At 70.6% G+C, this 23,864-nt stretch carries 27 protein-coding genes; 8 read left to right on the top strand and 19 right to left on the bottom strand.

Annotated features, from left to right (window positions below):
* Window positions 1-22: 22 nt before the first annotated feature.
* From nirD to CCN37_RS28475, 5 genes are all read right to left on the bottom strand, one after another.
* Window positions 23-361, bottom strand: coding sequence for a nitrite reductase small subunit NirD (nirD, locus tag CCN37_RS28455; protein ID WP_086826655.1), 339 nt, complete (start codon window positions 359-361; stop codon window positions 23-25).
* A gap of 87 nt (window positions 362-448) precedes the next feature.
* Window positions 449-1,246 (bottom strand): TIGR02569 family protein, encoded by a 798-nt coding sequence (locus CCN37_RS28460; RefSeq protein WP_086826657.1) that lies wholly within the window; start codon window positions 1,244-1,246, stop codon window positions 449-451.
* A 96-nt stretch (window positions 1,247-1,342) separates the two neighbouring features.
* The gene (gene moeZ, locus CCN37_RS28465; protein WP_086826659.1) at window positions 1,343-2,521 is read right to left on the bottom strand and encodes an adenylyltransferase/sulfurtransferase MoeZ; all 1,179 of its coding nucleotides are present in this window, start codon (window positions 2,519-2,521) and stop codon (window positions 1,343-1,345) included.
* A gap of 109 nt (window positions 2,522-2,630) precedes the next feature.
* The gene (locus tag CCN37_RS28470) at window positions 2,631-3,713 is read right to left on the bottom strand and encodes a DUF3152 domain-containing protein (protein WP_246843363.1); all 1,083 of its coding nucleotides are present in this window, start codon (window positions 3,711-3,713) and stop codon (window positions 2,631-2,633) included.
* Between the two features lie 52 nt (window positions 3,714-3,765).
* On the bottom strand, window positions 3,766-4,749 hold the full coding sequence (locus CCN37_RS28475) for an alpha/beta fold hydrolase (protein ID WP_086826661.1): 984 nt from the start codon (window positions 4,747-4,749) through the stop codon (window positions 3,766-3,768).
* Window positions 4,750-4,860: 111 nt separating this feature from the next.
* On the opposite strand from CCN37_RS28475, the gene CCN37_RS28480 reads away from it, so the two are divergent.
* Window positions 4,861-5,499, top strand: coding sequence for a TetR/AcrR family transcriptional regulator (locus CCN37_RS28480; protein WP_086826663.1), 639 nt, complete (start codon window positions 4,861-4,863; stop codon window positions 5,497-5,499).
* 54 nt (window positions 5,500-5,553) lie between these two features.
* Here CCN37_RS28480 and CCN37_RS28485 read toward each other — a convergent pair whose 3' ends face one another.
* From CCN37_RS28485 to CCN37_RS28495, 3 genes are read right to left on the bottom strand one after another with little or no spacing between them, the layout of a single operon-like run.
* Window positions 5,554-6,441, bottom strand: a complete 888-nt coding sequence (locus CCN37_RS28485) for an alpha/beta fold hydrolase (RefSeq protein ID WP_086826666.1) — start codon at window positions 6,439-6,441, stop codon at window positions 5,554-5,556.
* Window positions 6,442-6,452: 11 nt separating this feature from the next.
* On the bottom strand, window positions 6,453-7,364 hold the full coding sequence (locus CCN37_RS28490; protein ID WP_086826668.1) for a diiron oxygenase: 912 nt from the start codon (window positions 7,362-7,364) through the stop codon (window positions 6,453-6,455).
* On the bottom strand, window positions 7,361-8,206 hold the full coding sequence (locus CCN37_RS28495) for an SDR family oxidoreductase (RefSeq protein WP_086826670.1): 846 nt from the start codon (window positions 8,204-8,206) through the stop codon (window positions 7,361-7,363). Before CCN37_RS28495 ends, CCN37_RS28490 begins: the two co-directional genes overlap by 4 nt.
* Before the next feature lie 62 nt (window positions 8,207-8,268).
* Between CCN37_RS28495 and CCN37_RS28500 the strand changes: the two genes are divergently transcribed.
* From CCN37_RS28500 to CCN37_RS28510, 3 genes are all read left to right on the top strand, one after another.
* Window positions 8,269-9,012, top strand: coding sequence for a TetR/AcrR family transcriptional regulator (locus tag CCN37_RS28500; RefSeq protein WP_086826672.1), 744 nt, complete (start codon window positions 8,269-8,271; stop codon window positions 9,010-9,012).
* On the top strand, window positions 9,005-9,367 hold the full coding sequence (locus CCN37_RS28505; protein ID WP_086826674.1) for a DUF4873 domain-containing protein: 363 nt from the start codon (window positions 9,005-9,007) through the stop codon (window positions 9,365-9,367). Before CCN37_RS28500 ends, CCN37_RS28505 begins: the two co-directional genes overlap by 8 nt.
* Window positions 9,368-9,459: 92 nt before the next feature.
* A complete protein-coding gene (locus CCN37_RS28510; protein WP_086826676.1) occupies window positions 9,460-10,581 on the top strand; it encodes a Fic family protein in 1,122 nt (373 codons plus the stop codon).
* A gap of 27 nt (window positions 10,582-10,608) precedes the next feature.
* Here CCN37_RS28510 and CCN37_RS28515 read toward each other — a convergent pair whose 3' ends face one another.
* The 4 genes from CCN37_RS28515 to CCN37_RS28535 form a co-directional block, all read right to left on the bottom strand.
* On the bottom strand, window positions 10,609-11,712 hold the full coding sequence (locus CCN37_RS28515) for a hypothetical protein (RefSeq protein ID WP_168200904.1): 1,104 nt from the start codon (window positions 11,710-11,712) through the stop codon (window positions 10,609-10,611).
* Between the two features lie 93 nt (window positions 11,713-11,805).
* Entirely contained in the window at window positions 11,806-12,714 is a 909-nt protein-coding gene (locus CCN37_RS28525) for a hypothetical protein (RefSeq protein WP_086826680.1), read from the bottom strand.
* Window positions 12,715-12,847: 133 nt separating this feature from the next.
* Entirely contained in the window at window positions 12,848-13,075 is a 228-nt protein-coding gene (locus CCN37_RS28530; RefSeq protein ID WP_086826682.1) for a DUF3107 domain-containing protein, read from the bottom strand.
* 110 nt (window positions 13,076-13,185) lie between these two features.
* Window positions 13,186-13,860: a ferritin-like fold-containing protein gene (locus CCN37_RS28535; RefSeq protein WP_086826684.1), complete on the bottom strand. Its 675-nt coding sequence runs from the start codon at window positions 13,858-13,860 to the stop codon at window positions 13,186-13,188.
* A gap of 316 nt (window positions 13,861-14,176) precedes the next feature.
* On the opposite strand from CCN37_RS28535, the gene CCN37_RS28540 reads away from it, so the two are divergent.
* The 3 genes from CCN37_RS28540 (at window position 14,177) to CCN37_RS28550 (ending at window position 18,565) form a co-directional block, all read left to right on the top strand.
* The gene (locus tag CCN37_RS28540; RefSeq protein ID WP_168200905.1) at window positions 14,177-15,982 is read left to right on the top strand and encodes a DEAD/DEAH box helicase; all 1,806 of its coding nucleotides are present in this window, start codon (window positions 14,177-14,179) and stop codon (window positions 15,980-15,982) included.
* 197 nt (window positions 15,983-16,179) lie between these two features.
* Entirely contained in the window at window positions 16,180-17,634 is a 1,455-nt protein-coding gene (locus CCN37_RS28545; protein WP_143261852.1) for a PQQ-binding-like beta-propeller repeat protein, read from the top strand.
* A gap of 31 nt (window positions 17,635-17,665) precedes the next feature.
* Window positions 17,666-18,565, top strand: a complete 900-nt coding sequence (locus CCN37_RS28550) for an alpha/beta fold hydrolase (RefSeq protein ID WP_371505119.1) — start codon at window positions 17,666-17,668, stop codon at window positions 18,563-18,565.
* Here the strand turns inward: CCN37_RS28550 and CCN37_RS28555 are convergent.
* The 5 genes from CCN37_RS28555 to CCN37_RS40195 all read right to left on the bottom strand — a co-directional run bounded on the left by CCN37_RS28555 (window position 18,562) and on the right by CCN37_RS40195 (window position 21,467).
* Window positions 18,562-18,864, bottom strand: a complete 303-nt coding sequence (locus CCN37_RS28555) for a hypothetical protein (protein WP_168200906.1) — start codon at window positions 18,862-18,864, stop codon at window positions 18,562-18,564. The two genes, CCN37_RS28550 and CCN37_RS28555, sit on opposite strands and share 4 nt — an antisense overlap.
* Window positions 18,861-19,700, bottom strand: a complete 840-nt coding sequence (locus CCN37_RS28560) for a PD-(D/E)XK nuclease family protein (RefSeq protein ID WP_246843364.1) — start codon at window positions 19,698-19,700, stop codon at window positions 18,861-18,863. Before CCN37_RS28560 ends, CCN37_RS28555 begins: the two co-directional genes overlap by 4 nt.
* Before the next feature lie 14 nt (window positions 19,701-19,714).
* Window positions 19,715-20,590 carry a PHP domain-containing protein gene (locus tag CCN37_RS28565; RefSeq protein WP_210408244.1) on the bottom strand — a complete coding sequence of 292 codons (876 nt, stop codon included), beginning with the start codon at window positions 20,588-20,590 and terminating at the stop codon, window positions 19,715-19,717.
* A 127-nt stretch (window positions 20,591-20,717) separates the two neighbouring features.
* Window positions 20,718-21,281: a PH domain-containing protein gene (locus tag CCN37_RS28570; protein ID WP_086826695.1), complete on the bottom strand. Its 564-nt coding sequence runs from the start codon at window positions 21,279-21,281 to the stop codon at window positions 20,718-20,720.
* Between the two features lie 24 nt (window positions 21,282-21,305).
* The gene (locus CCN37_RS40195) at window positions 21,306-21,467 is read right to left on the bottom strand and encodes a hypothetical protein (RefSeq protein ID WP_086826783.1); all 162 of its coding nucleotides are present in this window, start codon (window positions 21,465-21,467) and stop codon (window positions 21,306-21,308) included.
* Window positions 21,468-21,714: 247 nt separating this feature from the next.
* On the opposite strand from CCN37_RS40195, the gene CCN37_RS28580 reads away from it, so the two are divergent.
* On the top strand, window positions 21,715-22,032 hold the full coding sequence (locus tag CCN37_RS28580) for a hypothetical protein (protein ID WP_086826697.1): 318 nt from the start codon (window positions 21,715-21,717) through the stop codon (window positions 22,030-22,032).
* A 9-nt stretch (window positions 22,033-22,041) separates the two neighbouring features.
* Here CCN37_RS28580 and CCN37_RS28585 read toward each other — a convergent pair whose 3' ends face one another.
* Window positions 22,042-23,139 carry a DUF2332 domain-containing protein gene (locus tag CCN37_RS28585; protein ID WP_086826700.1) on the bottom strand — a complete coding sequence of 366 codons (1,098 nt, stop codon included), beginning with the start codon at window positions 23,137-23,139 and terminating at the stop codon, window positions 22,042-22,044.
* Between the two features lie 9 nt (window positions 23,140-23,148).
* Window positions 23,149-23,655, bottom strand: a complete 507-nt coding sequence (locus CCN37_RS28590) for a MaoC family dehydratase (protein ID WP_086826785.1) — start codon at window positions 23,653-23,655, stop codon at window positions 23,149-23,151.
* Window positions 23,656-23,864: the final 209 nt, after the last annotated feature.

Consider the following 23,864-nt stretch of genomic DNA (forward strand, 5'->3'; position numbering starts at 1 on the left):
ACTCTCAACTATTCCTCGGAGCTCACGCGGCCATGCCCAGCTCCACCGTTCCGTCGACCACGCGCACCGGGTAGACCGGAATGCGCAGCTCAGGGTCCTCGACGCACTCGCCGGTCTCCAGGTCGAACGCCCGCTCGCGCGCCGGGGAGATCACCACCAGCCGCCCGCGCCGGTCGCCGATGATGCCCCGCGAGAGCACCGGAGCCCCGGTCGCCGGGTCGAGGTTGCCGACCGCGCGCACGAAGCCCTCGAAGGTGCGGAACACCGCAGCCTGCTCACCGTCGGGCAGCGCGGTCACCGAACCGCGGTCGGGCCACAGCGCGTCGTAACCACAGATCTGAATCCACGAGAGCGGCTGCATCTGCTCACCTCCGAAAGCGCGTTGGAGGCATCCTGAGTCACCCGGATGTCGCAACGTTCACCCGGAGATGACAGCCGTGTTAACCCACTACAGGGCTTCGAGCACCAGCTGGGCGGCGCGGTCCAAGCCGGTCAGCGTCTGCGTGGAGGAGCGCGGGTGCAGCGCGTGCATCGCGAGCCGGTAGAGCAGCGCGCGCAACAGCATCTGCGGCCACTCGGGCAGGTGCGCCCAGCGCTTGGTCAGCCCGATGTCCGCGCCGCCCCAGGCCAGCGCGTCCACCGCGATCACCGCGGCAGCCCACTCCGGCGGGCGCCAGTACGGCGTGAAGTCCATGATCCCGGGCGGCGCGTTGCCCGCGAAGAGCACGTTGCCGAACAGGTCCCCGTGCACCAGCTGCGAGCGCAGCCGCGTCGGCCTGCGGGAATTGACCAGCACGGTGAACATCCGCCCGCCGAGGTCCGGCACGAGACGGGCGTCCGCCTCACCCCAGGCCATCCGGTCGGCGATCGCGCTGATGTCCTTGCGCGCGTCCAGGAAATCGGGCCTGCGCAGCTCCACCGTTGCCGCGTGCAGGCGCAGCGACACCGAGATCACCTCGTCGTGCCGCGACTCCGGCTGCCCGGCGATGTGCCTGGTCGCCGACCACCCCGCGACCACCCACCTGCCGTCGGTGGAGCGCAGCGGCCGGGCCAGCCGGAGCTGGTCGACCTCGAGGGAGTCGAGCGTCTGCGCGGCCCATGCCGCCTCGGACGGGTCGAAGACCGGTTTGAGCACGACGTCGCCGCACAACCACGCCGGGCCGCCCGCGTAGGGCTCGGGCAGCGCGGTACGTGCACCGAACGCCGCTCGCACGTGTTGGGGTGGCGGCTCCGGCGGTGGGTTCACGACAGGGCACGCTACAGCGCCCCACTGACAGAACCTGGGACCGGCACGGCCGAGGAAGGGGCGCTTTTGGCTTAACCAGCGCCCCTTCGGCCACAACTAGTACGTCGGCAGGCTCGGATCGATGTCGCGCGCCCAGCCCAGAACGCCGCCGCCGACGTGCACTGCGTCGCCGAAACCAGCGCGGTGCAGCGCGGCAAGCGCCTCCGCCGAGCGCGCGCCGGACTTGCAGTGCAGCACGATCGGCTTGTCCTGCGGCAGTTCGCCGAAGGCCTCGCCGGAGAGGATGCGGTCCTTCGGGATCAGCACCGAGCCGGGGATCTTGACGATCTCGTACTCGTGCGGCTCGCGGACGTCGACCAGCACGAAGTCCTCGTTGCGGTCGAACTTCTCCTTGAGCTCGCGCGGGGTGATCGTGCGCCCGGCCGCCGCGCTCTGCGCCGCGTCGGAGACCACGCCGCAGAACGCCTCGTAGTCGATCAGCTCGGTGACCGGCTCGCCGTTGGGGTCCTTGCGGATCTTGATCGTCCGGTAGGACATCTCCAGCGCGTCGAAGACCATCAGCCTGCCCAGCAGCGTCTCGCCGATGCCGGTGATCACCTTGATCGCCTCGGTGACCATGATCGAGCCGATGGAGGCGCACAGCACGCCGAGCACGCCGCCCTCGGCGCAGGAGGGGACCATCCCGGGCGGCGGGGCCTCCGGGTAGAGGTCGCGGTACTGCACGCCCTCGACGCCGCCGGGCGGATCGGCCCAGTAGACGCTGGCCTGGCCCTCGAAGCGGAAGATCGAGCCCCAGACGTAGGGCTTGCCGAGCAGCACGCAGGCGTCGTTGACGAGGTAGCGGGTGGCGAAGTTGTCCGTGCCGTCCAGGATCAGGTCGTAGTCGCGGAAGACGTCCAGGACGTTGTCCGCCTCCAGCCGCACCTGGTGCAGGTTCACCTTGACGAACGGGTTGACCTCGGCGATCGAGTCGCGCGCGGACTCCGCCTTGGGCCGCCCGAGGTCGGACTGGCCGTGGATGATCTGCCGGTGCAGGTTCGACTCGTCGACCGTGTCGAACTCGACGATGCCGAGCGTGCCGACTCCCGCAGCGGCGAGGTAGAGCAGCGCCGGGCTTCCGAGCCCACCGGCACCGACCACCAGCACCTTCGCGTTCTTCAGCCGCTTCTGACCGTCGACCCCGACCTCGGGGATGATCAGGTGGCGGCTGTAGCGGGCGACCTCTTCGTTGGTCAGTCCCGCTGCGGGCTCCACCAGCGGTGGCAGCGTCGACATGGGTGTTCCTCCTCGCCACGTGGGCACCGAAATCGTCCCTGTGCTCGTCAACGCCCGTCTTACACGCGTTCTTCCACGTGGACCAGACGTCCCAACCCCTGGGAGGCCGTCAGGGGTTGGGCCAGGGGTTGGGCTTGCACGTCTTGCCGTCGGCCTTGACCGCGTTCTTGTTGTTGCTGTCCGCCTGGTTCAGCAGGGCGACGTAGTTGTTGGCGACGCCGAAGGACTGCTGCATCATCACCGGCGCCGCTCCGCCCTCGTCCGAACAACCCTTGTGCTGGTTGCGGAACACGTGCCCGACCTCGTGGTTGATCGCGTACGTGCGGTAGAGCCCGAGGTCGGGTCCGTAGGCGATGGCCCCGCGCACCCACCGCGCGAGGTTGATGTAGACCCGGTCCTGAGTGGTGTTCCAGCAGGACGCCTCGTACTGGATCGTGTAGTTGCACACGTCGGGCCTGCGCGTGGTCCCCGGCGTGGTGAGGCTGATCCGGAAGTCCGGCGCCGGGGTGGTGCTGTCGACCCGCTGCAGGCGCACGCCACCGATCTTGCTGCCGATCCAGCTCTTCGGGCTGGACAGGATGCCGTCGACCACCCTGGCGAAGGCGTCCTCGCCCTGCACCTGCGAGGCGTCGATGCCGTTCTCGATCTCGATCGTGTAGCGGTAGAGCTTGCCGGTGGTGCCCACCACGTCGGTGGAGCCGCGCACGACGGAGAAGGTGTTCGGCCCGGACTCGGTGTACTTGCCACCGGTCTTGGGCAGCTCAGCGCTGGGGATGTTCACGTCGATCTTGCCGGGCGGGGCCTCGGCGACGACGGGTTCCAGCTGCTCGGGCGGCTCCTCGCTGGAGCTGCTCTGCTGACCGCCGCCCGCCTGCTGCTGCTCGGGGGGCGCGGCGCCGAAGTCGACGAAGGCGAGCACGGTCAGCACGACCAGCACCGGCAGCGCGTAGACCCGCCATCCGTAGGTGGCGATGGCACCGGCGACGCCGGTCTTCTTCTTCGGCTTCTCCCGGCGTTCGCGCTCGTCACCGCGCTTGTCCTGGCGCGGCTTCCAGGACGCGACGAGCGGTTCGGACTGGTTGCGGCGCTCACGCCGGACGCGCTGCGGCTGCTGGACCTTTTCCGGGCGAATCGGACGAGCGGAGCCCCCGTTGCCGTGCGTTCCGCGTTGTCCGTGCTCCGTTCGGGTCACGGCCCCAGATTGCCACAGCCTCCGTGAGGCCCGCGCGCACGACCCACGTTGATCACCATTCGTGCGCGTCGACCGCTTCGAGCATGCCCAGGAACGCCTTGGCGACCGTCCTCGGCCGCTCCATCTGCGCGACGTGCCCCGTCCTCGGCAGCACGAGCAGCCGCCCGCGCGGGAGCAGCCGCGCGGTCCGGGGCGCCTTGCGCACGCTGACCAGGCGGTCCTCCGTGCCCCACACCACCAGCGCGGGCTTGTCGACCCTGGGCAGCACGGTGCGCCAGACCGAGCGGTGCGGCGGCGCCAGCCAGGACCTGATCAGCCCGTACGCCGTGCGGTCCAGCGCGTCGTTGGCCCAGTGCTGGCCGGCCCGGACGTGGTACTCCTCCTCGGCCAACGCCCAACGACCCTCGGGGATCTCCTCCGTGCTGGCCATCACCAGCTTGGCGAGCCGTTCCGTGCGCATCCGCGCGGTGATCACGCCGACCTGGCGGCGCATCCTCGGCCCGATCACCGGCAGGCTCATCAGCAGGTAGCGCGGGTCGGAGACGCGGCGGGGGTCGGGGCGCAGGTCCGGCATGGCGGGTGAGACGAGGGTCAGCGTGCGCACCAGGTCCGGCCGCAGCGCCGCGATGCGCAGCGCGATCGCCCCGCCGAGGGAGTTGCCGAACAGGTGGACCGGCCCCAGCTCCAACCCGGCGAGGAACTTGATGACCATCGGGACCACGACGGTGATGTCGTAGTCGTGGTCCGGTCCCGGCTCGGACAGCCCGAAGCCGGGCAGGTCGATCGAGATCCCGGGGAACCTGCTGCTCAGCACGGCCGCGAGATCCGTCCAGTTGGTCGAGGAACCACCGAGGCCGTGGATGTAGAAGGCGGTCGGCGCCTCCTGCGGTCCCGGGGTCTCGCGCACGTGCAACCGCACCCCACCCGAGGTGACGAGCCTGCCCGGCCACCACTCGCGGGACAGATCAACCTCGGGCAGCTCAGCCCTGGACAGCGGGATTCTGGTCAGCGGTTGGCGCTCGGCGGTCCGGCTCATGCACCAAGGATGCCGCGCGGCGATGACATCTGACTACCAGCGAGTAAGGTCATGAAGACCGTGCGGGCGGCGAAACCCCGGCGGCACGGCAAGAGCACGGCTGGAGGCGGTATGACGGAGACGGCGCAGGGCAACGAGCAGGTAGCGCGTGGGGTTCGGCTGCCACGCACGGCCCGCCGGGCGCAGTTGCTCACGGCGGCGCAGGACGTGTTCGTGGCCAACGGCTACCACGCCGCGGCGATGGACGAGATCGCCGAACGCGCCGGTGTCAGCAAGCCCGTGCTCTACCAGCACTTCCCGGGGAAGCTGGAGCTCTACCTGGCGCTGCTGGAGACGCACACCGACGAGCTGGTCCGCCGCGTGCGCGAGGCCATCGAGTCCACCACGGACAACAAGCTTCGGGTGCAGGCCGCCGTCGCGGCCTACTTCGACTTCGTCGACGGGGAGGGCCAGGCGTTCCGGCTGGTCTTCGAGTCCGACCTGCGGCGCGAGCCCGCGGTGCAGGACGCCGTCGACCGGGCGACGACCACCTGCGTGGACACCATCGTCGGCGCGGTCACGGCCGACGCGGGGCTGGACGAGGACCGGGCGCGGCTGCTGGCGGTGGGTCTGGTCGGGCTGAGCCAGGTGACGGCGCGGTTCTGGCTGGACGCCAACCGCGTGGTGCCGAAGCAGGAGGCGATCGCGCTGATCGCGACCCTGGCGTGGAAGGGCATCGGCGGCGGTTACCCGATGCACCAGCAGGGCTGAGAGCACGGAGAAGGGGCGGACCCGGCCGGGTCCGCCCCTTCTTCTTTCTCGGTTCTAGCCGACGGGCAGCGCGGTCCGCACCATCCCGGCCAGGAGCCGCGCGGCCTCGTGACTGCGCTCCACCGGCACCATGTGCCCGGCACCCGGGTAGATCACCAGCTGCGCGCGCGGCAACTGCTCGGCGATCACCCGCGAGTGCTTCGGCGGGGTGAGCCGGTCCCGACCGCCGGTCAGCACGACCACCGGCACCGAGCTGAGCGCGCTCAGCGCCTTCGTCCGGTTGTGCGCCAGCACATCGCTGAGGAACCCGTGCAGGGTCAGCGGGTGCGACCCGGCGATGATCTCCGAGGTCTCGCGCAGGTGCGCGCGCTCGTAGCCGACGCCGAACAGCAGCCACCTCAGGTACGGCCGCAGCAGGGTGGGCGGGCCGATCTTGCGCGCGCCGCGCCGCTCCAGCAGCCGCCCGTGCACGAGCTGCGCCTTCACCATCGCCCGCGCCAGCGGGGCGGGCAGGCCGGGCGCGTCCCTGCCGAGCTCGCCGCTGGAGGTGTTGACGAACTCCACGCCCGCCACCCGCGCCGTGAACAGCTCGGGGTGCCGCTCGGCCAGCGCCATGATCGTCATCCCGCCGATGGAGTGCCCGGCGAGCACCACCGGCCCGCTCGGAACGACCTCGGTCAGCACTTCCGCGAGGTCGTCGGCCAGCTGCGCGATCGTCGTGCTGCCGGTGACCGGCGCCGCGGAGTCGCCGTGCCCGCGGTGGTCGTAGCGCAGCACTCGGACGGGGCCGCCGACCTCCTTGGGCAGCAGCTCCGCGACGCGCGTCCACGTCCGCCTGCTCAGCGTCCACGCGTGCAGCAGCAACACCGTGACCGGCGCGTCCGGCGCTCCGGTCTCCTCGATGACCAGGCGCGTGCCGTCGCTGGTGGTGAAGGTCAGCATCCGGCCCTCCGCTACTTCTCGTGCTTGTCGATGAAGAACGACTTGCGCCACAAGCGCATCCCCGGCGACCCCAGCAGCCCGACCTCGTCGACGAAGGGCACCAGGCGCTCGGCGGACCACTTCATGGTCTCGCGGAAGTGCGGATTCGTCAGCGCGGCCTTGCGGCCGACCTTCGGGTCGATCCCGACCGAGCGGTAGACCTCGGGATTGATCAGCGTGCGGGAGACGTAGTAGGCCATCGCGCCCGCCTGGTAGCGGTGCACGGCCAGTTCCGCTTTGGACAGGCCCTCCATGCCGCGCACGATCTCCTCGCGGGCGTAGCGGACGTGCCGCGCCTCCTCCAGCACGTGGATGCGGTTGATCATCCGGACCAGCGGCTGCACGGACTCGTCGGCCATGGACTCGCGCTGGATGCGGTCGAGGATCTCCTCGGCGATCAGGATGCCCGCGAACATCGACGGACCCCAGCCGATGGTCTTCAGCACGCGGCCGAGGAAGTGCGGGGTGCGCTGCGGCCCGTAGGCCGGGCAGCCCAGCCGCTCGACGGCCCTGGCGAACATGATCGAGTGGCGGCACTCGTCGGCGATCTCGGTCAGCGCGTACTGAACGTGCCTGCTGGTGGGGTCCATGCTGTAGGTGTGCCTGATCAGCAGCTGCATCAGGATCATCTCGAACCAGATGCCGTTGCTGGCGACGCTGGCCACCTCGTGCTTGGACAGCTCGATCCGCTGCTCCTCGGAGAGCTGGTCCCATAACTGGGTTCCGTAGAGCGACACGCGGTTCGGCGGGGCGTAGTAGGCGCCCTCGACCAGCGGCGCCTCCCAGTCGATGTCGAGGTTGGGGTCGTAGGAGTTCTTCGCCGAGGAGTTCAGCAGCCGCTCGGCCGTCTTCTCCCGGTCCGCGACCTGTAGTGCACGGCTCATCGCTTGGTCACCTTCTCCCGATCGGTCCGGATCATTCGCTGTGCCAGCTCGACGGAGTCGTACTCCCCGCGCCGCAGGTCCCGGCCGTGCCGCGCCAGCACGACGCGGTCGACCAGCGCGGGCAGCGCCCTCGCGAGCCTGGTGGCGGCACCGCCGAAACGCGTGGTGCCGACGTCTCTCGGCGGCTTGCGGGCCTCCAGCACCCGCACCGCCGTGGTGATCACGTCTTCGAGCCGTTCCGCGGGCACCTTGCCCTCCAGAACGGTTCCCGCGGCCTGGCTCTCGCGGTGGATCGGCGTGCGCACGTAACCCGGGTAGACCGTGGTCACGCCCACCGCTGAGCCGTATTCGATGCGCACCGAGTCCGCGTAGGCGGCCAGCGCGCGCTTGGACACCGCGTAGGCGCTGGAGAACGGCGCGGTGACGTAGGCAAGGCCCGACGCCGTGAAGACCAGGCGCGGCCGGTACCCCTCGGACCGGCTCTCCAGCAGCGCGGGCAGGGCCGCCGCCGTGACCCGCCAGGCTCCGAGCAGGTTCACCTCGAAGGTCCGCCGCACCTTCTCGCCGGGCGGGTCGCCGCTGTCGACCGGCAGCCCGATGCCCGCGTAGTGCACCACCGCGTCCAGCCCGCCGAGCCGTTCCACGGCGTGGGCGACGGCCAGTTCGGTGGCGTCGTCGTCGGTGAGATCGCAGCTCAGCACGCCTTCGGCGGCGTTGACGTCCAGGCCGAGCACGTCGGCGCCGCGGGCGCGCAGCGCTGCCGCCGTCGCGCTGCCGAATGCCCCGGCCGCCCCGGTGACCAGCACCCGGCGCCCGGTGAGAGGGGAGGGAGCAACCGCCATGCCGCGAACTCCTTCGGAAGGTGTAACCACAAGTAACAGCTACTACTGGTAACGTCCCCGGTATGGCCGGATCTGTCAAGGGCAAACGCGGAGAACCCGACGCCAGGCGGGAGCGCTGGAAGGAGCACCGCAGCGCGCGCAGGGCGGAGTTCGTCGAGGCCACCATCAGCGCGCTGCGCGAGCACGGCCCCGACGTGGGCATGGACGAGATCGCCGCGGCCGCCGGGGTCACCAAACCCGTGCTGTACCGGCACTTCTCCGACAAGGCCGACCTCTACCTGGCCGTCGGCCAGCGCGCGACGGAGATGCTGACCGAGCGCCTGGTGCCCGCGCTGGAGGAACTGGGGTCGATCAACGACGTCATCCACCGCGCCATCGACGCGTACCTCAGCACCATCGAGGAGCAGCCCGAGCTCTACCGCTTCATGATCCGCCGCGGCTTCGCGGACCGGCCGCTCGACCAGGACCCGGCCACCGCGACCGAGGACATGATCGCGACGAAGCTGGCCCGGCTGCTCGGCGTGTACATGCGCCTGCTGCAACTGGACTCCGGCGCGGCCGAGCCGTACGCGTTCGCCGTGGTCGGAGCCGTGGAGAAGGCCGGGGAGTGGTGGCTGGAGCGGCAGTCGATGAGCCGGGAGAACCTGCGGGACTACCTGGCCCAGATCGTCTGGCACGCCATCGACGGCGCCGCGCGGGCCGGCGGGGTCCAGCTGGACCCCGACCTGCCGTTGGACGAACTGCTGCCCAAAGAGGCGGCGCAGTTGACCGTGATCAGGGGCGAGGCAGGAGGAACCGGTGGCTGAGGCGAGCGCGACGACGACAACGGCTCACGAGGAGCACGACGAGCACGACCACGACGAGGACGGCTACGCCGGACCCGCGACCTTGATCACCAAGGACGGCGAGGCCGAGGTCGAGGTGCGCCTGTCCGGCCACTTCGAACCCATCGACGGCCGCTACCACTGGTACGGCAGGTTGGCCGCGAGCGACGAGGTCACCGAGGCCGCCGAGAAGCACCGCCGCTCCGTCGTGCTCCGCACCCCGCACGGCGAGGCCGAGGGCGCCCTGTCCGACCAGGACCCCTGGGGCCGCTTCCGCATCACCGGTCTGGGCCGCCCGCCCTTCGAGGTCCTGGAAACCCTCCCCGACGAAGACTGACCACCCCGGCGCCGAACGTCCCAATGTCTTTTACAAAGAGACACATGTCCTTATATATGAGACATTGAGACACGACCCGCCGGAGGACACCCGTGCTGTTCCACCTGCCCACCCTCGACGACCGCGATCGGCGGGTGATCGAGGAGATCGACCGCTTCCGCGTCGACATGCGCTTCAGCCTGCGCGATCCAAAGCGGTGGGACGGCCAGCTGCGCCGCAACCTGCTCGCGAAGGCGATCCAAGGCAGCAACAGCATCGAGGGCTACGACATCAGCGACGACGACGCGGTGGCGGCGGTCGACGAGGAGGAGCCCCTCACCGCGAGCGAGGCGACCTGGGCCGAGATCCAGGGCTACCGCTCAGCGATGAGCTACGTGCTCCAACTGGCCGACGATCCGGACTTCGCGCTGGACCAGTCGCTGCTCAAGAGCCTGCAGTACATGATGCTGGGGCACGACCTCAGCAAGAGCCCCGGCCGCTACCGCCAGAAGTCGATCTTCGTCGTGGACGAGGCCCGCGACGTCGTCGTCTACGAGGGGCCCGACCACACCCAGGTCCCGGGATTGATGTCCGAACTCATCGCCTCACTGGACCGCGACGACTCCACTCCTGGCTACGTCCGCGCGGCGCTCGCGCACCTCAACCTGGTCATGATCCACCCGTTCCGGGACGGCAACGGCCGCATGGCGCGCTGTCTGCACACCCTGATCCTGGCTCGCGACAAGATCGTCGCTCCGCAGTTCAGCAGCATCGAGGAGTTCCTCGGGCACAACACGCCCGCCTACTACGCCGTTCTCGCCGAGGTCGGCGGCGGCTCGTGGAACCCGGGCAACGACACGACGCCCTGGGTCAAGTTCATCCTCAAGGCCCACCACATCCAGGCGCAGACGGTGGTCAACCGGCTGCACGAGGCCGCCGCGCTGTGGTCCGAGCTCGACGAGATCGCCGTGCGCGGTGGGCTGCCAGAGCGGTGCGTCCCCGCGCTGTTCGACGCGGTCACCGGCCTGCGCCTGCGGCGTTCCGGCTACATGAAGCTGGCCAGCGTCGAAGACCGGACGGCGACACGAGACCTCCAGGCCATGGTCGACGCCGACCTCCTCGTCGCCAGGGGTGAACGGCGCGCCCGGACCTACTCCGCTGCTGAGGGACTGCGCCTGCTCAGGAGCCAGGTCCGAGCCACGAGACGACGGGTGATCGACCCGTATGGGAACTGAGCGCTCCGGCGAACCGGGGCGCTCACGTCACTTCAGCTGGCCCGCCTTGAGCCGCTCCGAGGGCCAGGACGGCGCCGTCGGCTTGCCGAGCTGGCTCGTCTGCGGCAGCGGGAGCTTGCCGTCCCACAGGTACTCCACCCGCCGCGCGGACCCCTCGGCCCCGGTCGGATCTTCCTCCGGGTCGTACGACAGCTGCTCGGAGTACGCGGGCAGCAGGCTCTTCGGGTCGAGGTAGAACACCATCTCGGTCGTGCCGCCGGTGTTTCCCGCGGGGAAGTAGGGGTGGTCGTCGAAGGACAGCTTCGTCTGCTGGAACGCCCAGATGAAGACCTGCGACCCTGCCGGTCCTCGCGAGGTGGCGATCACCTTGAACGCCACCGGGAAGCGGATGTACTGCTTGCCCTCGCGGGAGACCATGGCGGGCTTGCCCGGGGCGAGGAAGCCATCCGACTCGTGCAGGTACGCCAGGAACGCCTGCGCCTGTGTCTCGTTCATCCCACCGGGGATCAGGCCGTTGCCGACCTTGCCGAGCATCTCGACACCCTTGATGGGGTCGCACGGCCCGGCCTCGGCGATGGCGCCGTCGTAGCGGACCCGGCGCTTGGCACCCTCGACGCAGGCGTTGGTGTCGTCGAAGAAGTTCAACTTGCGCTGCTTGTAGTCGAAACCACCCTCGACGATCTTGCCTTCGTAGGGCTGGCCCGCCAGGTACGGGCGCATCGGGGTGTGGATGATCGAGTCGATCCGGGTGTGCAGCACCGGCTGGGTCAGCTGCGCCATGATCGTGTCGTCGAGCAGCTTCTTCGGGTCAGCCTTGGCGACGTCGGCCTCGGTCAGCTCCTTGCTTCCCTTGCCCCCCTTGTCCCCGCCGGTCTGCGCGGCGCCGGGCTTCTCCGCTCCACCGCCGCCGAACAGCGCCCAGCCGCCGACGCCAAGACCGGCCACGAGCACGACCACCAACGACACGACGAGCGCCGTCCGCCCCCGCCGCTTCGGGCGCTGCGGCTGCTGCGGCGGGTGCTGCTGGGGCGGGTACGGGTGCTGCTGCGGGTACGGGTGGGGCGGTTGGGGCTGGTAGGGCCCCTGCGGGCTGTGCTGTCCGTGCCATCCAGGACCAGGAGGTGCGGTCATGAGCCGGATTCTCACATCGGCACCACTCGAACGGCCGATGCTTCAGCACTGCGTGAAGGAGCTGGCTACTTCACCTGGCCCGGGCCGATCCGCTCAGCGGGCCAGGACAGACCCGTCACCTTGCCCGGCTGGTTCGGGCTCGGTGCGGGGAGCTTGCCGTCCCACAGGTACTCCACCCGCCGGACCTGCCCCTTCGCCCCGGTCGGGACCGCCTGCGGGTCGTAGATCAGCATCTCCGAGTACGCGGGCAGCAATGACTGCGGGTCCAGGTAGAACACGCCCTCGACCTGGTCCTCGCTCTTGCCCGCCGCGGAGTAGGGGTGCTGGTCGAAGGGGAGCTTCGTCTGCTGGAAGGCCCAGATGAAGTGCTGCGTCCCCCGCGCGCATGGTGGAGGTCGGCGCCGAGCGGAACACGACCGGCAAGCGGACGTACCGCTTGCCCTCCCGGGAGACCGTGGTGGGCTTGCCGGGGCCGAGGAAGCTCTGCGGCTCTTTCAGGGAGTCGACGAAGGCCTGCGCCTGTTCACGGGTCAGCCCGCTGGGGAGCAGCCCGTTGCCGACCTTGCTCTGCCAGTCCAGCCCCTTCACCGTGGTGCACGACCCGGCGTCGACGGTGCTGCCGTCCGAGCGGAGCTGGCGCTTGGCGCCGTCGACGCAGAGGTCGCGGTCATCGAGGTAGTTCATCTTGCGCTGCTTGTAGTCGAAGCCGCCCTCGATGACGTCGCCCTCGTACTCCTGCCCCGCCAGGTACTGCGCGACCTCGCCGAACCAGATCTTGTCCATCCTGGTGTGCTGCACGGGTTGGACCAGGAACGCCATGAACGAGTCGGTGAGCAGCGTCCTCGGGTCGGCCGTGGCGATGTCGGCCTCGGTCAGCCCCTTGGCCTCCGCCTTGCCGCCGCCCGGCGCCGCGTCCGGCTTCGCACCACCGCCCAACAGGGCCCACCCGCCGACGCCGAGACCAGCCAGGAGCACGACCACCAGCGACACGATCAGGGCCATGCGTCGCGATCGAGGTCGCGGCTGCTGCGGCGGATTCTCACACCGGCACCGCCTGGACGGCCTGCGCTTCACCACTGCATGAAGAAGGCCCGCCACCCCGGGTCGGGACGACGGGCCTTCGACGAGCGAGGACCTACTGGACAGCGAAGCCGACGCGGCGCACGTCGGCCGCACCGATCTCGATGTAGGACACCTTGTTCGCCGGGATGATGAAGCGCTTGCCCTTGTCGTCGGTCAGGGAGAGCACCCCGCCTTCCCTGCGAAGCGAGTCGGCGACCAGCTCCTCGACCTCGTCCTGAGACAACGCGCTTGAGACGACCAGCTCACGCGGGCTGTACTCGACGCCGATCTTGACCTCCACGCCGACCTCCGTGCTGAAAAGTCCGAATAAGAGACGGTTCCCAGGCTAGTCCAGGGTGTGCGTGCTCCACCGTGCCACCACCCCGCTTGCGCTGTGGGCGGAATCGGGAATCAGCCGAGACCGAGCACCTGCATGCGCTGGCCGTGGTTGTTCTGCAGCCTGCGGATCAGCGTGCCGATGCCGGAGAGGTCACCGGTGCCCCTGATGATCAGCTCGGCGAGGCCGTCGCGCTCGGCCGCGACGTGCTGCGCCTGGGTGACCGCCTCGCCGAGCAGGCGGCGACCCCACAGGGCGAGCCGGTCGCGGACCTTGCGGTCGGCCTCGCACGCCGCGAGGACCTCGCGCTCGGCGAAGGCGGAGTGGCCGGTGTCGGCCAGCACGTCCAGCACCAGCTGCTTGGCCGCCGGGTCCAGCCACTCGGCGATCTCGCGGTAGAAGTCCGCGGCCAGCCCGTCGCCAACGTAGGCCTTGACCAGCGACTCCAGCCAGGAGCGCGGGGCGGTGGACGCGTGGAAGGCGTCCAGCGGGGCCTGGAACGGCGCCATGACCTCCTCGACGCGCAGGCCGCGCTGGGCGAGGAACTGCTCGAGCTGCCAGTAGTGGCCCATCTCCGCACCCGCCATCCCGGCCAGCGCGGCGCGCCCGGCCAGTGTCGGGGCGCTGCGCGCGTCCTCGGCCATCCGGTCGAAGGCCGAGAGCTCGCCGTAGGCCAGCACGCCGATCAGGTCGACGACACCGGCTTCCAGGGGCTCGGTGTCCGATTTCTGCAGGTCCGCCTCGGTCATGGGAAGGAGCGTATCGGGCAGCGCGGATCACACCCGGATGGCTGAGCACCCGTGACCGGAGCGTGAGACACGTCCTAACGGTGTGCGTACAGCGCTGGTCGTCTGGCATTTCCCGGGTAGACTCCCGACCCAGACGCACGACGACTGCCTGAACGAAGCCGCCGGTGATGAGCGCATCGCCCGCTCGCCAGGCCGCGTCGGCGACAAGGTGGCGGAGGAACCGCCACCGCGACAGGGCGCGCGTATCGCCTCGTCAAGCCCTCCCGCGCGGGAGGTCCACCCCAGTGGACGCCACGCCGCGGTTGAGCGCCGCTCCATGGCATGCGCGCAAGGCACGAGAGAGGCGATCACTCTGACCGTCAGCAGCGACACCAAGACCGGCACCACCGAGAACGACGAGTCCGTCGAGGCCATCGTGGCCGAGGAACTCGCCGAGGCGCACCCGCTCCGGGCAGCGGCGACCGTGGTCGATGACGCCCCGACCTTCGCCGAGCTCGGCGTGCACGACAAGATCGTCAAGGCGCTCGGCGAGGCCGGTATCGAGCGGACCTTCGCCATCCAGAAGCTGACGCTGCCGCTGGCCCTGGCCGGCGAGGACGTCATCGGCCAGGCGCGCACCGGCACCGGCAAGACCCTGGGCTTCGGCGTTCCCGCGCTGCAGCGCCTGGAGCTGCCGGGCGACGGCACCCCGCAGGTGCTCGTGGTCGTGCCGACCCGCGAGCTGTGCCTGCAGGTCACCGCCGACCTCAAGGACGCGGGCAAGTACCTCAAGGCGCGCGTGCTGCCCGTCTACGGCGGCCGCCCGTACGAGCCGCAGATCGCCGCCCTGCGCAAGGGCGTCGACGTGGTCATCGGCACCCCCGGCCGCCTGCTGGACCTCGCCGAGCAGCGCCACCTGGTGCTGGGCAAGGTCCGCACCCTGGTGCTGGACGAGGCCGACGAGATGCTCGACCTCGGCTTCCTCCCGGACATCGAGCGCGTGCTGCGGATGGTCCCGGACAAGCGCCAGACCATGCTCTTCTCGGCGACCATGCCGGGCCCGATCATCACGCTGGCCAGGACCTTCCTCACCCAGCCCACGCACATCCGGGCCGAGGAGGTGGACGCGAGCGCCGTGCACGAGCGCACCTCGCAGTTCGTCTACCGCGCGCACTCCCTCGACAAGGTCGAGGTCGTCTCCCGGGTGCTGCAGGCCGAGGGCCGCTCGCTCACGATGATCTTCACCAGGACCAAGCGCACCGCGCAGAAGCTCGCCGACGACCTCGCCGAGCGCGGGTTCGCGGTGGCCCCCGTGCACGGTGACCTCGGTCAGGGCGCCAGGGAGCAGGCGCTGCGCGCGTTCCGCTCCGGCAAGGTCGACGTGCTCGTGTGCACCGACGTCGCCGCGCGTGGCATCGACGTCGAGGGCGTCACGCACGTGGTCAACTACCAGTGCCCCGAGGACGAGAAGACCTACGTCCACCGGATCGGCCGCACCGGGCGGGCCGGGCGCACCGGCGTCGCGGTCACCCTGGTCGACTGGGACGAGGAGCCGCGCTGGAAGTCCATCAGCGAGGCGCTGGAGCTGGGCAAGCCGGAGCCGGTGGAGACCTACTCCACCTCCGACCACCTGTTCACCGACCTGGGCATCCCGACCGGCGTCACCGGCAGGCTGCCGCTCGGCCAGCGCACCCGTGAGGGCCTGGACGCCGAGGAGCTGGACGAGGAGCCGCGTCGCGGCCGGGGTGCCAAGCGGGGCGGCGAGCGGGGCGGCGAGGCGAAGGCCAAGCCGAAGCGCGACCGCGTCCGCAAGCGCACCAGGGGCGGCAGCTCCGGTGACGGCGAGGCGGAGGGCGGCGACGCCAAGGCGTGCACCGCAGAGACCCCGGCCGCCACCGCGGAGACCGGTGACGAGACCCGTCCCACCACCCCGCGCAGGCGCAGGCGCCGGACCAGGGGCGCGAGTGCCGGTGCCGAGGGCGGCCAGGCCACCGACGGGGGCCAGGAGCCGGCCCCGGCACGCGCCCAGGAAGATGGGGACAGCAGCGCGACCGAGCGCCCGGCCCGGCGCCGGCGCAGCAGGCGTCGCGCGGGCGTGGACACCACTGGCGAGCAGGCCGTGGCGGCGAGCGGCGAGGAGTGATGCGGGTGACGGGCTCTGGGCAGCACGGCGAGCAGGACCAGCCGACCAGCCACGATCCGGAGCCCGTCCGCCCCGTCCCCACGGACGCTCCCCCTTCGGAAACGCCCACCTCAGCCGCGTCGAGCGCGGCTCGGCCGGACGCACCTCCTAGCACGACGCGTCCAGCTGCCGCCCCTTCGTCGGGCACGACTCCGGCGATGCCTTCCGGTACGGCACCCCAGGACGCGCCCGGCAGTGCGACTCCGCCCGGTGCGACACCCGCTGGCGATGCTCCCGCTGACGCGGACACGCCCCCGATGGGCATGGCGGTCGCGAACGCCGCGCGGGCGACAGCAGCCGTGCCCTCGGACCCGTGGCACGACCACCAGGCCGTGGCCGTCGCCACCGAGCCGGTCGTCGAGCAGCGCCCACGCGTTCCCTCGCGCTCCTTCCACCGCAGGGCCGACTACGTGGTTGCCGCGCTGATCGCGGTCGCCGTGCTGATCGGCGCCTTCATCGTGCAGCGCACCGGCGACGCGGCCGCGACCGTCTCGCGGACCAGCCCGCAGCCGATGAACCAGCTCCCCCAGCCCACCGCGCTGCCGCCGTCCTTCGCCGAGGCTTGGCGGGCGCCGAGCTCCGCGACCTTCGCCCCGGTGGTGGCTGGACCCGCGGTGGTGACCGGCGAGGGCGGCGAGATGGCCGGGCGCGACCCGCTGACCGGCGAGAAGAAGTGGTCCTACACGCGCGATCTGCCGCTGTGCACGGTCGGCATGTCGTGGGGCCAGGTGTTCGCGGTCTACACCAAGCCCGGCTGGGTCGGCGGCAACGGCCCGCAGCAGGGCAACTGCAGCGAGATCACCGGCGTGGACGCGGCGACCGGCAAGCGGGTGCTCGCCCGCAACGGCAACGCCCCGAGCGGCACCCGGCTGCTCAGCGACGGCACGCACCTGGTGATGACCGGGAAGCGGCTGATCGAGGTCGTGCGCTTCGACCTGGTCAAGACGGTGGAGTACGGCAAGGTCGAGGCCGAGATCCAGCCGAACAAGCAGCCGAGGACGAACTGCGAGTTCGGCTCGATCGCGCTGGGCGGCAACCGGCTCGGCGTGATCGAGCGCTGCCCCGACGACCTCGGCGACCGGTTGACGGTGCAGAAGCCCAACCCCAAGGACTGGGACGGCCCCGAGGTCGCCTTCAGCACCGTGCTCAACGGGCGGGGCACTCGCCTGGTCTCGATCACCGAGGACCGCGCGGTGGTCGCCCTGCCCAATCCCCCGCGCCTGGTCACCTACGACGTCAACGGCAGCCAGACCGACGAGCAGCCGCTGTCGATCCCGGACTCCGACCTGGCGGGCGATCCGCCGGGGCAGGTGCCGCAGGTGGTCGAGGGCAGCTCGAACTCGTACTGGTTCACCGGCTCCAAGCTGGTCGCGCTGTCCACTAAGGAGCTTCGTCCACAGTGGACGGTCGACGGCGTCGTCGGCTCTCCGACGCTGTTCTCCGGCAGGCTCGTGGTCCCGGTGCGGGACGGGCTGCTGGTGCTGGACGCCGTGAGCGGCGCGCGGATCGGGTCGGTCCCGGTGCGCCGCGACGAGCCCGGCCCGGTCGCGCTGGCGACGGCCGGCCCGGTGATCCTCGAACAGCGCGCGGGGACTCTCGTCGCGTTGCGGTGATTCCCAAGCCGGTCTGGGAGAGAATCACGGGGTGACCGTGCCGTTCCCGTCTCCGCTCACCCCGCACCGCGGGGCCAGGGTCGAGCTGCCCAGCCGCTACGGCCCGATCGCCGCGCTCAGGGCGAAGCCCGATCCCGAAGCGGATCTGGGCGCCGTCGCCCTGCTCGTGCCCGGCTACCCGGGGTCCAAGGAGGACTTCGCGCCGATGCTGGACCCGATCTCCGACGCGGGCTTCGACGTCGTCGCGATCGACCTGCCCGGGCTGAACGAGTCCGGCGGCCCCGAGGACGAGGCGGCCTACCGCCCCGGCGCGCTCGGCGAGGTGGTCTGCGAGCTGGTCAACGACCTCGGTGCCGGCGGGAGCACGCCGGTGCTGCTGCTCGGGCACTCCTTCGGCGGGCTGGTGACGCGGGCCGCGGTGCTCGCGGGCGCGCGCGTCGCCGGGCTCACGCTGCTGTGCTCCGGGCCGAGCGAGCTGCCGGACGGCGACCGCAGGCAGGCGATCATCGAGGGCGAGCCGATCCTGCGCACCAAGGGCATGGCCGCGGCGCAGGAGCTGCGCGAGGCCCGCGACGCGCGCAGGCCGGGCTGGGCGCACGTGCCGCAGCGGCTCAAGGAGTTCTACCGGCGCCGCTTCCTCGCGTCGAAGCCCGCCGGGCTGCTCGGCATGGCCGACGGACTGCGCCACGAGCCCGACCTGGTGCCGAAGCTCGGCGTCGTGCTCCAGTCGAGCGGAACGCCCAGCCTGGTCATCTGCGGCGAGGGCGACGACGTGTGGCCGGTGAGCGCGCAACGCGACATGGCCGAACGCCTCGACGCCGACTTCGCGGTGCTCGCGGGCGCCGGGCACTCCCCCAACGTGGAGAACCCCGAAGCCCTCCTCGCCACGCTCCTGCCCACCTGGCGCGCCTGGCTCACCGAGAAGGGCTAGGACCACCACCAGAACCAGAGGGTGGCGCCCGCGATCACGTAGACGCCGAACACCATGGCGAGGCCGACCCGGCCGGGCTCGTGGTCGGAGCGCTGCTGGAGCACGATCATCACGGCCGCGACCACCAGGTGACCGATCACCTCGGCGATGCCCGGTCCCGGCATCCCGGTCACGCCCGCGTAGATCTGGGCGAGCACCATCCCGAACGCCAGCACCAGCATCCCGGCGGCGAGCGAGCCCGCCATCCCGCTGACCAGGCGGCGGACCAACGAGTTGCGGCGGCCGATGGCGGGGCTCACGGCGCCAGCGTCGCCCACGGCTCCACCTCCGGTGCGGCGTCCTGGCCCTCCGGGCAGTGCCTGCGGAAGTCGCACCACGTGCACTGCCTGCCGGTCATCGGCGGGAACAGCACGTCCTGGTCGCCGCCCGCCGTGAGGGTGTCGGTGGCGAGCGCGAGGTCCTCGGCGGCCTCCTCCGCGCGGCTGAGGTGCCTGCCGAGCGACTCCTCGGTGTGCTCCCAGACCGCGACCTCGCCGGAGGGCAGGTGGTGCAGTTCGACCCTGCGGCAGGGGCGGCGCAGCGTGCGGCGCGCGGCGATGGCGTAGAGCGCGAGCGCCTGCGAGCCGCGAGCGTCGTCGACGCCCAGCGCGTGCCTTCCGGTCTTGTAGTCGACGATCACCAGCTCGCCGTCGCGCAGGTCGATGCGGTCGACCCGGCCTTCGGCGACGATCTTCTCCGTTGGCGTGGACACCCAGCGCTCCAGGCCGATCGGCTCCAGCTCCTTCGGCAGCCCGCGCACGTAGTCAGCGACCCACTGCTTGGCGCGGTCGCGGTAGACCTCGGCCTGCTCCGCGTCGCGGAAGCCGTCGCTCTTCCAGCACCTGCGCACCAGGTCAGCGGCCTGCTCCTCGCTGCGGCGCTCCTGTGGCAGGTCGAAGTAGCCCTTCAACGCGTTGTGCACCACCGCGCCCAGAGTGCTGCTCGCCGACGGCCCGCCGCGCTTGGGCGCGGGCCGGTCGAGGTAGGCCATCCGGTACCGGCGAGGGCAGTCGCTCCAGGTCGCCAGCTTGGCCGGCGTCACCTTCACCAGCCTGCGCGGCATCCCTCCGAGATCAAGACCCAGCTGCCCGTCCACCCGTCCCACGGTACTCAGGACAGCTGTCGCTCCCACACCGGGCAGGAACCGGGCTTGGCGCGCGCCACCAGCGCCTCGAACTGCCCGGGGTCGGTGGTCTCCTGGCCGAGCCGGATCGTCTTGTTCGTCCCGTGGTAGTCGCTGGAGCCGGTCATCACCAGGTCCAGCCGCCCGGCCAGCTCGCGCAGCTCGGCGCGCGTCGGCTCGTCGTGGTTGGGGTGGTCGACCTCCACACCGGAGAGCCCGAGCGCGGCGAGGTCGGCGATGACCTCCGGCGTGATGACGGGCCCCCGCGCCCTGGCGAAGGGGTGCGCGATCACCGTCACCCCACCGGCGTCGGCGATCATCGCGATGGCCCGCTCGACCGGGGTGTCCGTGCGCGGCAGCAGGTAGGAGCCGCCGCTGCCCAGGAACCGGTCGAAGGCCTCGTCGACCGAGCCGACCACGCCCGCTCGCATCAGCGCCTGAGCGAGGTGGGGCCGCCCGGCGGGCGAGTCCGGGGGCAGCGCGGCCATCAGCTCGTCCGGATCGACCGGGAAGCCGTCAGCGGCCATCCGCGCGGCCATGCGGTGCAGCCGCACCCGGCGCTCCGCCCGCAGCCGCGCCTGCTCGGCGACCAGCGGTTCGGACGCGGGATCGAACAGGTAGGCGAGCAGGTGCACGGTGACGGTCCCGCCGAGGCCGTCCGGGGACTCGCAGGACAGCTCGGCGCCGGGCAGCATCCGCATCCCGGGCGGCAGCGCCGACACCGCCTCGGACCAGCCCGAGGTGGTGTCGTGGTCGGTCACCGCGATGACGTCGAGCCCGGCCAGCTCGGCGGCGCTGATCAGCCCGGCGGGCGAGTCGGTGCCGTCGGAGGCCGTGGAGTGGGTATGCAAGTCGATCCGCACCCCAGGAGTCTGCTCCACGTCCCCGGAAAACACAGAACCCCCCGGCCAGGCGCCTGCCTGGCGGAGGGCTCCACGGCTGACCACCAACCCCGTGCGGTCAGCCGTTGTCGTGCGCGTCCAGAGGGGATCAGCCTGTCGCGCGCTTGCTCAACGCGGCCTTCTTCTTGGCCTGCATCATCGAGAACCGCTCGGCCTGGGCCTTCTTGTCGCCGAAGACCAGCTCGGAGATGGCGTCGTAGACGTCCTCCGGGCAGGGCAGGTACTCGATCCGGTTGAGCGCCTGGATCTGACCCGCGGACTCGACGACGATCGTGCCGTAACCCCACATGCGACCGCTGAGGCTGCGCTCGTAGGTGAGGTCGGTGACCTTGCCGATCGGCATCATCGCCACCTTGGTGGTGAAGACGCCGTTGGTGAGCATGAAGCGCTTGTCGGTGACGACGATGCGCTCGACCCACCACTCGATGACGAAGTAGGCGAAGCGAAGAAGGACGAACAGGGCGGCGTACCAGAGGATGTTCTGGATGAGCCACTGACCCGCTGGGAGCAGGTACGAGATCATCACGGCGCCGGCGAGCAGCGCGATGGTCTCGAAGATGTCCCACAGCAGGGTGGCCCAGTGCCGGCGCACCCTGATGATCCGTCGCTCGGTCTCGAGCAGGTACTCGTCGGGATCGCGAGGTGCGAACACGGTCTCACCGCCCTGTCGGTGTCATCAGACGAACAACGACCTGACGAACGTGATGATCGCCTGAGCCGCGTCCCGCAGTCTGCCCAGGATCCCGTTCACAGCGCCCGCAGCCTGATCCGGTGCGGTGAACACGAGGAACAGGACCAGCGCAATGCCGGCAAAGGTGAGGATCTTCTTGATGTTCACGTTGTCCAACCCCGTCCGCTAACGGCCTTGTTGGCGCCTGCGGAACCGTTGTACCGCACTCCGCCGCGCTTCGGCAGATTTGTACCGCACTTGGCTGAGTGCGAGTGCCAACTGCCTCGCCAAGACTACTGTCCGTGTTCGCGCCTGGCGATCGCGAATCTTCGATCCGGGACGTCGGGGGAATCACAGTCGACACCGATGGTCGACTCCGGCCGATCCGCCGTTCGAACGACCCCGGTCGGGGCAGGTGGAGTCCGACCAGGACGGCGCTCCGGCCGCTGCCGAAATGCTCCTGAAAGCGCCGGGGCTGGTCGTGACCGTCGGCGACTTGATCGGTTCTGTCGTCCGGTCGGCTGAACTCGGGGAGTACGAGATCTACGACCGCACCCGTCGGCCGGACCGCGGAAGCACCGGAGCGCGGGACGACGCGGCCGAGAAGGCGCGGATCGATGGTGTGATCTTTGCCGCACACGATCAGGCCGGAGTGCTCACCGAGGGCCGTGCTGGGGCGTTCGGCGGCTGCGGCACAGTGCCCCAAATCACCAAGAATCGCCCGGCACGGTGACTTCAGGCACTAGAGCCACTCGACCCACTGCCCGTGCATGCCGCTCCTGGCCACCGGACGCACCTCTGACCTGCCCTTTTCCCAGCGGACGATGCTGACGACGTTGTGCGCCGGACCGTCAAGCACCAGGTCCTCACGCTCCGGAAGCAGCAGGTTCAGGCAAGCGCCAAAGGGCTCCTGCGCCACCCACCAGAGCGTCCGGGACTCCGACAGCGCCCGGACCGCCTCGACGTAGTCCGCCCGCCGCACCTCGTCCACGTACGCCAGCAGGTTGCTGTTGAAGACCACCAGCGGCAGGTCCGCGGGCACGCGCGCCGCGGCCGCGTACAGGTCGTCGACGGCGTCCCCGGCGACCAGCACGGGCGGATCGGCCCTGACCTCCTCGGCGGCCAGCCGCAGGAAGCTGAGCCTGCGCGGCTGGTCCGGCCACACGCACGCCTCCAGCCAGCTCAGCTGCTCCTCGTCGGCGACGTCGACCGGGGTGAGGTCGAGCCCGACCTTCGCGTCGAAGGCGGGCGCCTTGGCCCTGCCCCTGCCCTGCTCCCGGCGGACCGCGGTGTCCAGCACCAGCCGCGCCTTCTTGCGGCCGGAGTTCACGTCGGTGCCGTCCGGGAGGCGGTGGCGGTAGCCGTAGCGGTCCATGCCCAGCAGCAGCCCCGCGCTCGCGCCGACCTCCAGCAGGCCGAGCGGGGCCTTGCCGACCTGGGCCGCGATGAGCGAGAGCACCGGGTAGAGGACAGCGGCGCGCCGGACCTCGTTGGTCTGGGTGGTCCGCGAGGAGATCAGCTCGCGCATCTTGTCCGCGCGGCCGAGCACGAAGTCCCGGAACTCCGGCCACGCCGCCTCGTCGACGCCGTCGTGGCCGCCGACCGAGGGGTAGTAGCGGGTCAGCGGGTGCCACGGCTCGGCGAACAGCGCGCGCTGGGCGGCGGCGAAGAACAGCGTGGGCACGGCGAAGTTGGCCGACGTCGCGGTCAGCAGATCAGCGACCTCGGCGTCCTCGGCGACACCGAGCGCGAACCGCTCGTACAGCGGGGAGTTGCCTGCGGCCTCCTGCTCGGCGAACCGGTGGAACCGCTGGCGGACGGTGTCGAGCTGGGAGGTCATCGCGTGCTCCTACGAGAGCTTCGGCTCGGGGCGACCGGGCTGCTCGCCACCGCGCGCGAGCCCGTAGGACTTCTTCGGCACCATGACCTTGCGGCGGAACACGCAGACGACGGTGCCGTCCTGCTTGTAGCCGCGGGTCTCCACGTAGACAACCCCACGGTCGTCCTTGGACTTCGAGGGGGTCTTGTCGAGCACCTCGGTCTCGCCGTAGATCGTGTCGCCGTGGAAGGTCGGCTTCACGTGCTTGAGCGACTCGACCTCCAGGTTGGCGATGGCCTTGCCGGAGACGTCGGGCACGGACATGCCCAGCAGCAGCGAGTAGATGTAGTTGCCGACAACGACGTTCTTGCCGAAGTCGGTGGTCTCCCCCGCGTAGTGCGCGTCCATGTGCAGCGGGTGGTGGTTCATCGTGAGCAGGCAGAACAGGTGGTCGTCGTACTCGGTGACCGTCTTGCCCGGCCAGTGCTTGTAGACAGCTCCGACCTCGAACTCCTCGAAGTAGCGCCCGAACTGCACAGCGACCTCCCGGGTGTGTTGGATCATGGTGCCCGCGAGGGACAGTCTCACCCCCGGACGGGTACCCTCGACAACTGGTCTGTGAGCGACTCCACCGTTCACCGGCTCCCGGCATAAGGAGGTGGGACGCTGATGAGTGCAGACAGCACGCCTCCCAGTACCGGCTCGCGTCCCCGCCGCCGGACCGCCATCCTCGGATAGGTCCGTCC

Source organism: Allokutzneria sp. NRRL B-24872, assembly GCF_002155965.1.
Lineage (GTDB): Bacteria > Actinomycetota > Actinomycetes > Mycobacteriales > Pseudonocardiaceae > Allokutzneria.

What these genes read in the sequence shown, in the direction of transcription:
- CCN37_RS28485 (WP_086826666.1), bottom strand. Translation starts at nt 6,441, where the DNA reads ATGCTGACCTTCACCACCAGCGACGGCACGCGCCTGGTCATCGAGGAG.
- CCN37_RS28495 (WP_086826670.1), bottom strand. Translation starts at nt 8,206, where the DNA reads ATGGCGGTTGCTCCCTCCCCTCTCACCGGGCGCCGGGTGCTGGTCACC.
- CCN37_RS28585 (WP_086826700.1), bottom strand. Translation starts at nt 23,139, where the DNA reads ATGACCTCCCAGCTCGACACCGTCCGCCAGCGGTTCCACCGGTTCGCC.
- CCN37_RS28535 (WP_086826684.1), bottom strand. Translation starts at nt 13,860, where the DNA reads ATGACCGAGGCGGACCTGCAGAAATCGGACACCGAGCCCCTGGAAGCC.
- CCN37_RS28515 (WP_168200904.1), bottom strand. Translation starts at nt 11,712, where the DNA reads ATGACCGCACCTCCTGGTCCTGGATGGCACGGACAGCACAGCCCGCAG.
- CCN37_RS28540 (WP_168200905.1), top strand. Translation starts at nt 14,177, where the DNA reads ATGGCATGCGCGCAAGGCACGAGAGAGGCGATCACTCTGACCGTCAGC.
- CCN37_RS28545 (WP_143261852.1), top strand. Translation starts at nt 16,180, where the DNA reads ATGCCTTCCGGTACGGCACCCCAGGACGCGCCCGGCAGTGCGACTCCG.
- CCN37_RS28480 (WP_086826663.1), top strand. Translation starts at nt 4,861, where the DNA reads ATGACGGAGACGGCGCAGGGCAACGAGCAGGTAGCGCGTGGGGTTCGG.
- nirD (WP_086826655.1), bottom strand. Translation starts at nt 361, where the DNA reads ATGCAGCCGCTCTCGTGGATTCAGATCTGTGGTTACGACGCGCTGTGG.
- CCN37_RS28490 (WP_086826668.1), bottom strand. Translation starts at nt 7,364, where the DNA reads ATGAGCCGTGCACTACAGGTCGCGGACCGGGAGAAGACGGCCGAGCGG.
- CCN37_RS28525 (WP_086826680.1), bottom strand. Translation starts at nt 12,714, where the DNA reads ATGGCCCTGATCGTGTCGCTGGTGGTCGTGCTCCTGGCTGGTCTCGGC.
- CCN37_RS28475 (WP_086826661.1), bottom strand. Translation starts at nt 4,749, where the DNA reads ATGAGCCGGACCGCCGAGCGCCAACCGCTGACCAGAATCCCGCTGTCC.
- CCN37_RS28500 (WP_086826672.1), top strand. Translation starts at nt 8,269, where the DNA reads ATGGCCGGATCTGTCAAGGGCAAACGCGGAGAACCCGACGCCAGGCGG.
- moeZ (WP_086826659.1), bottom strand. Translation starts at nt 2,521, where the DNA reads ATGTCGACGCTGCCACCGCTGGTGGAGCCCGCAGCGGGACTGACCAAC.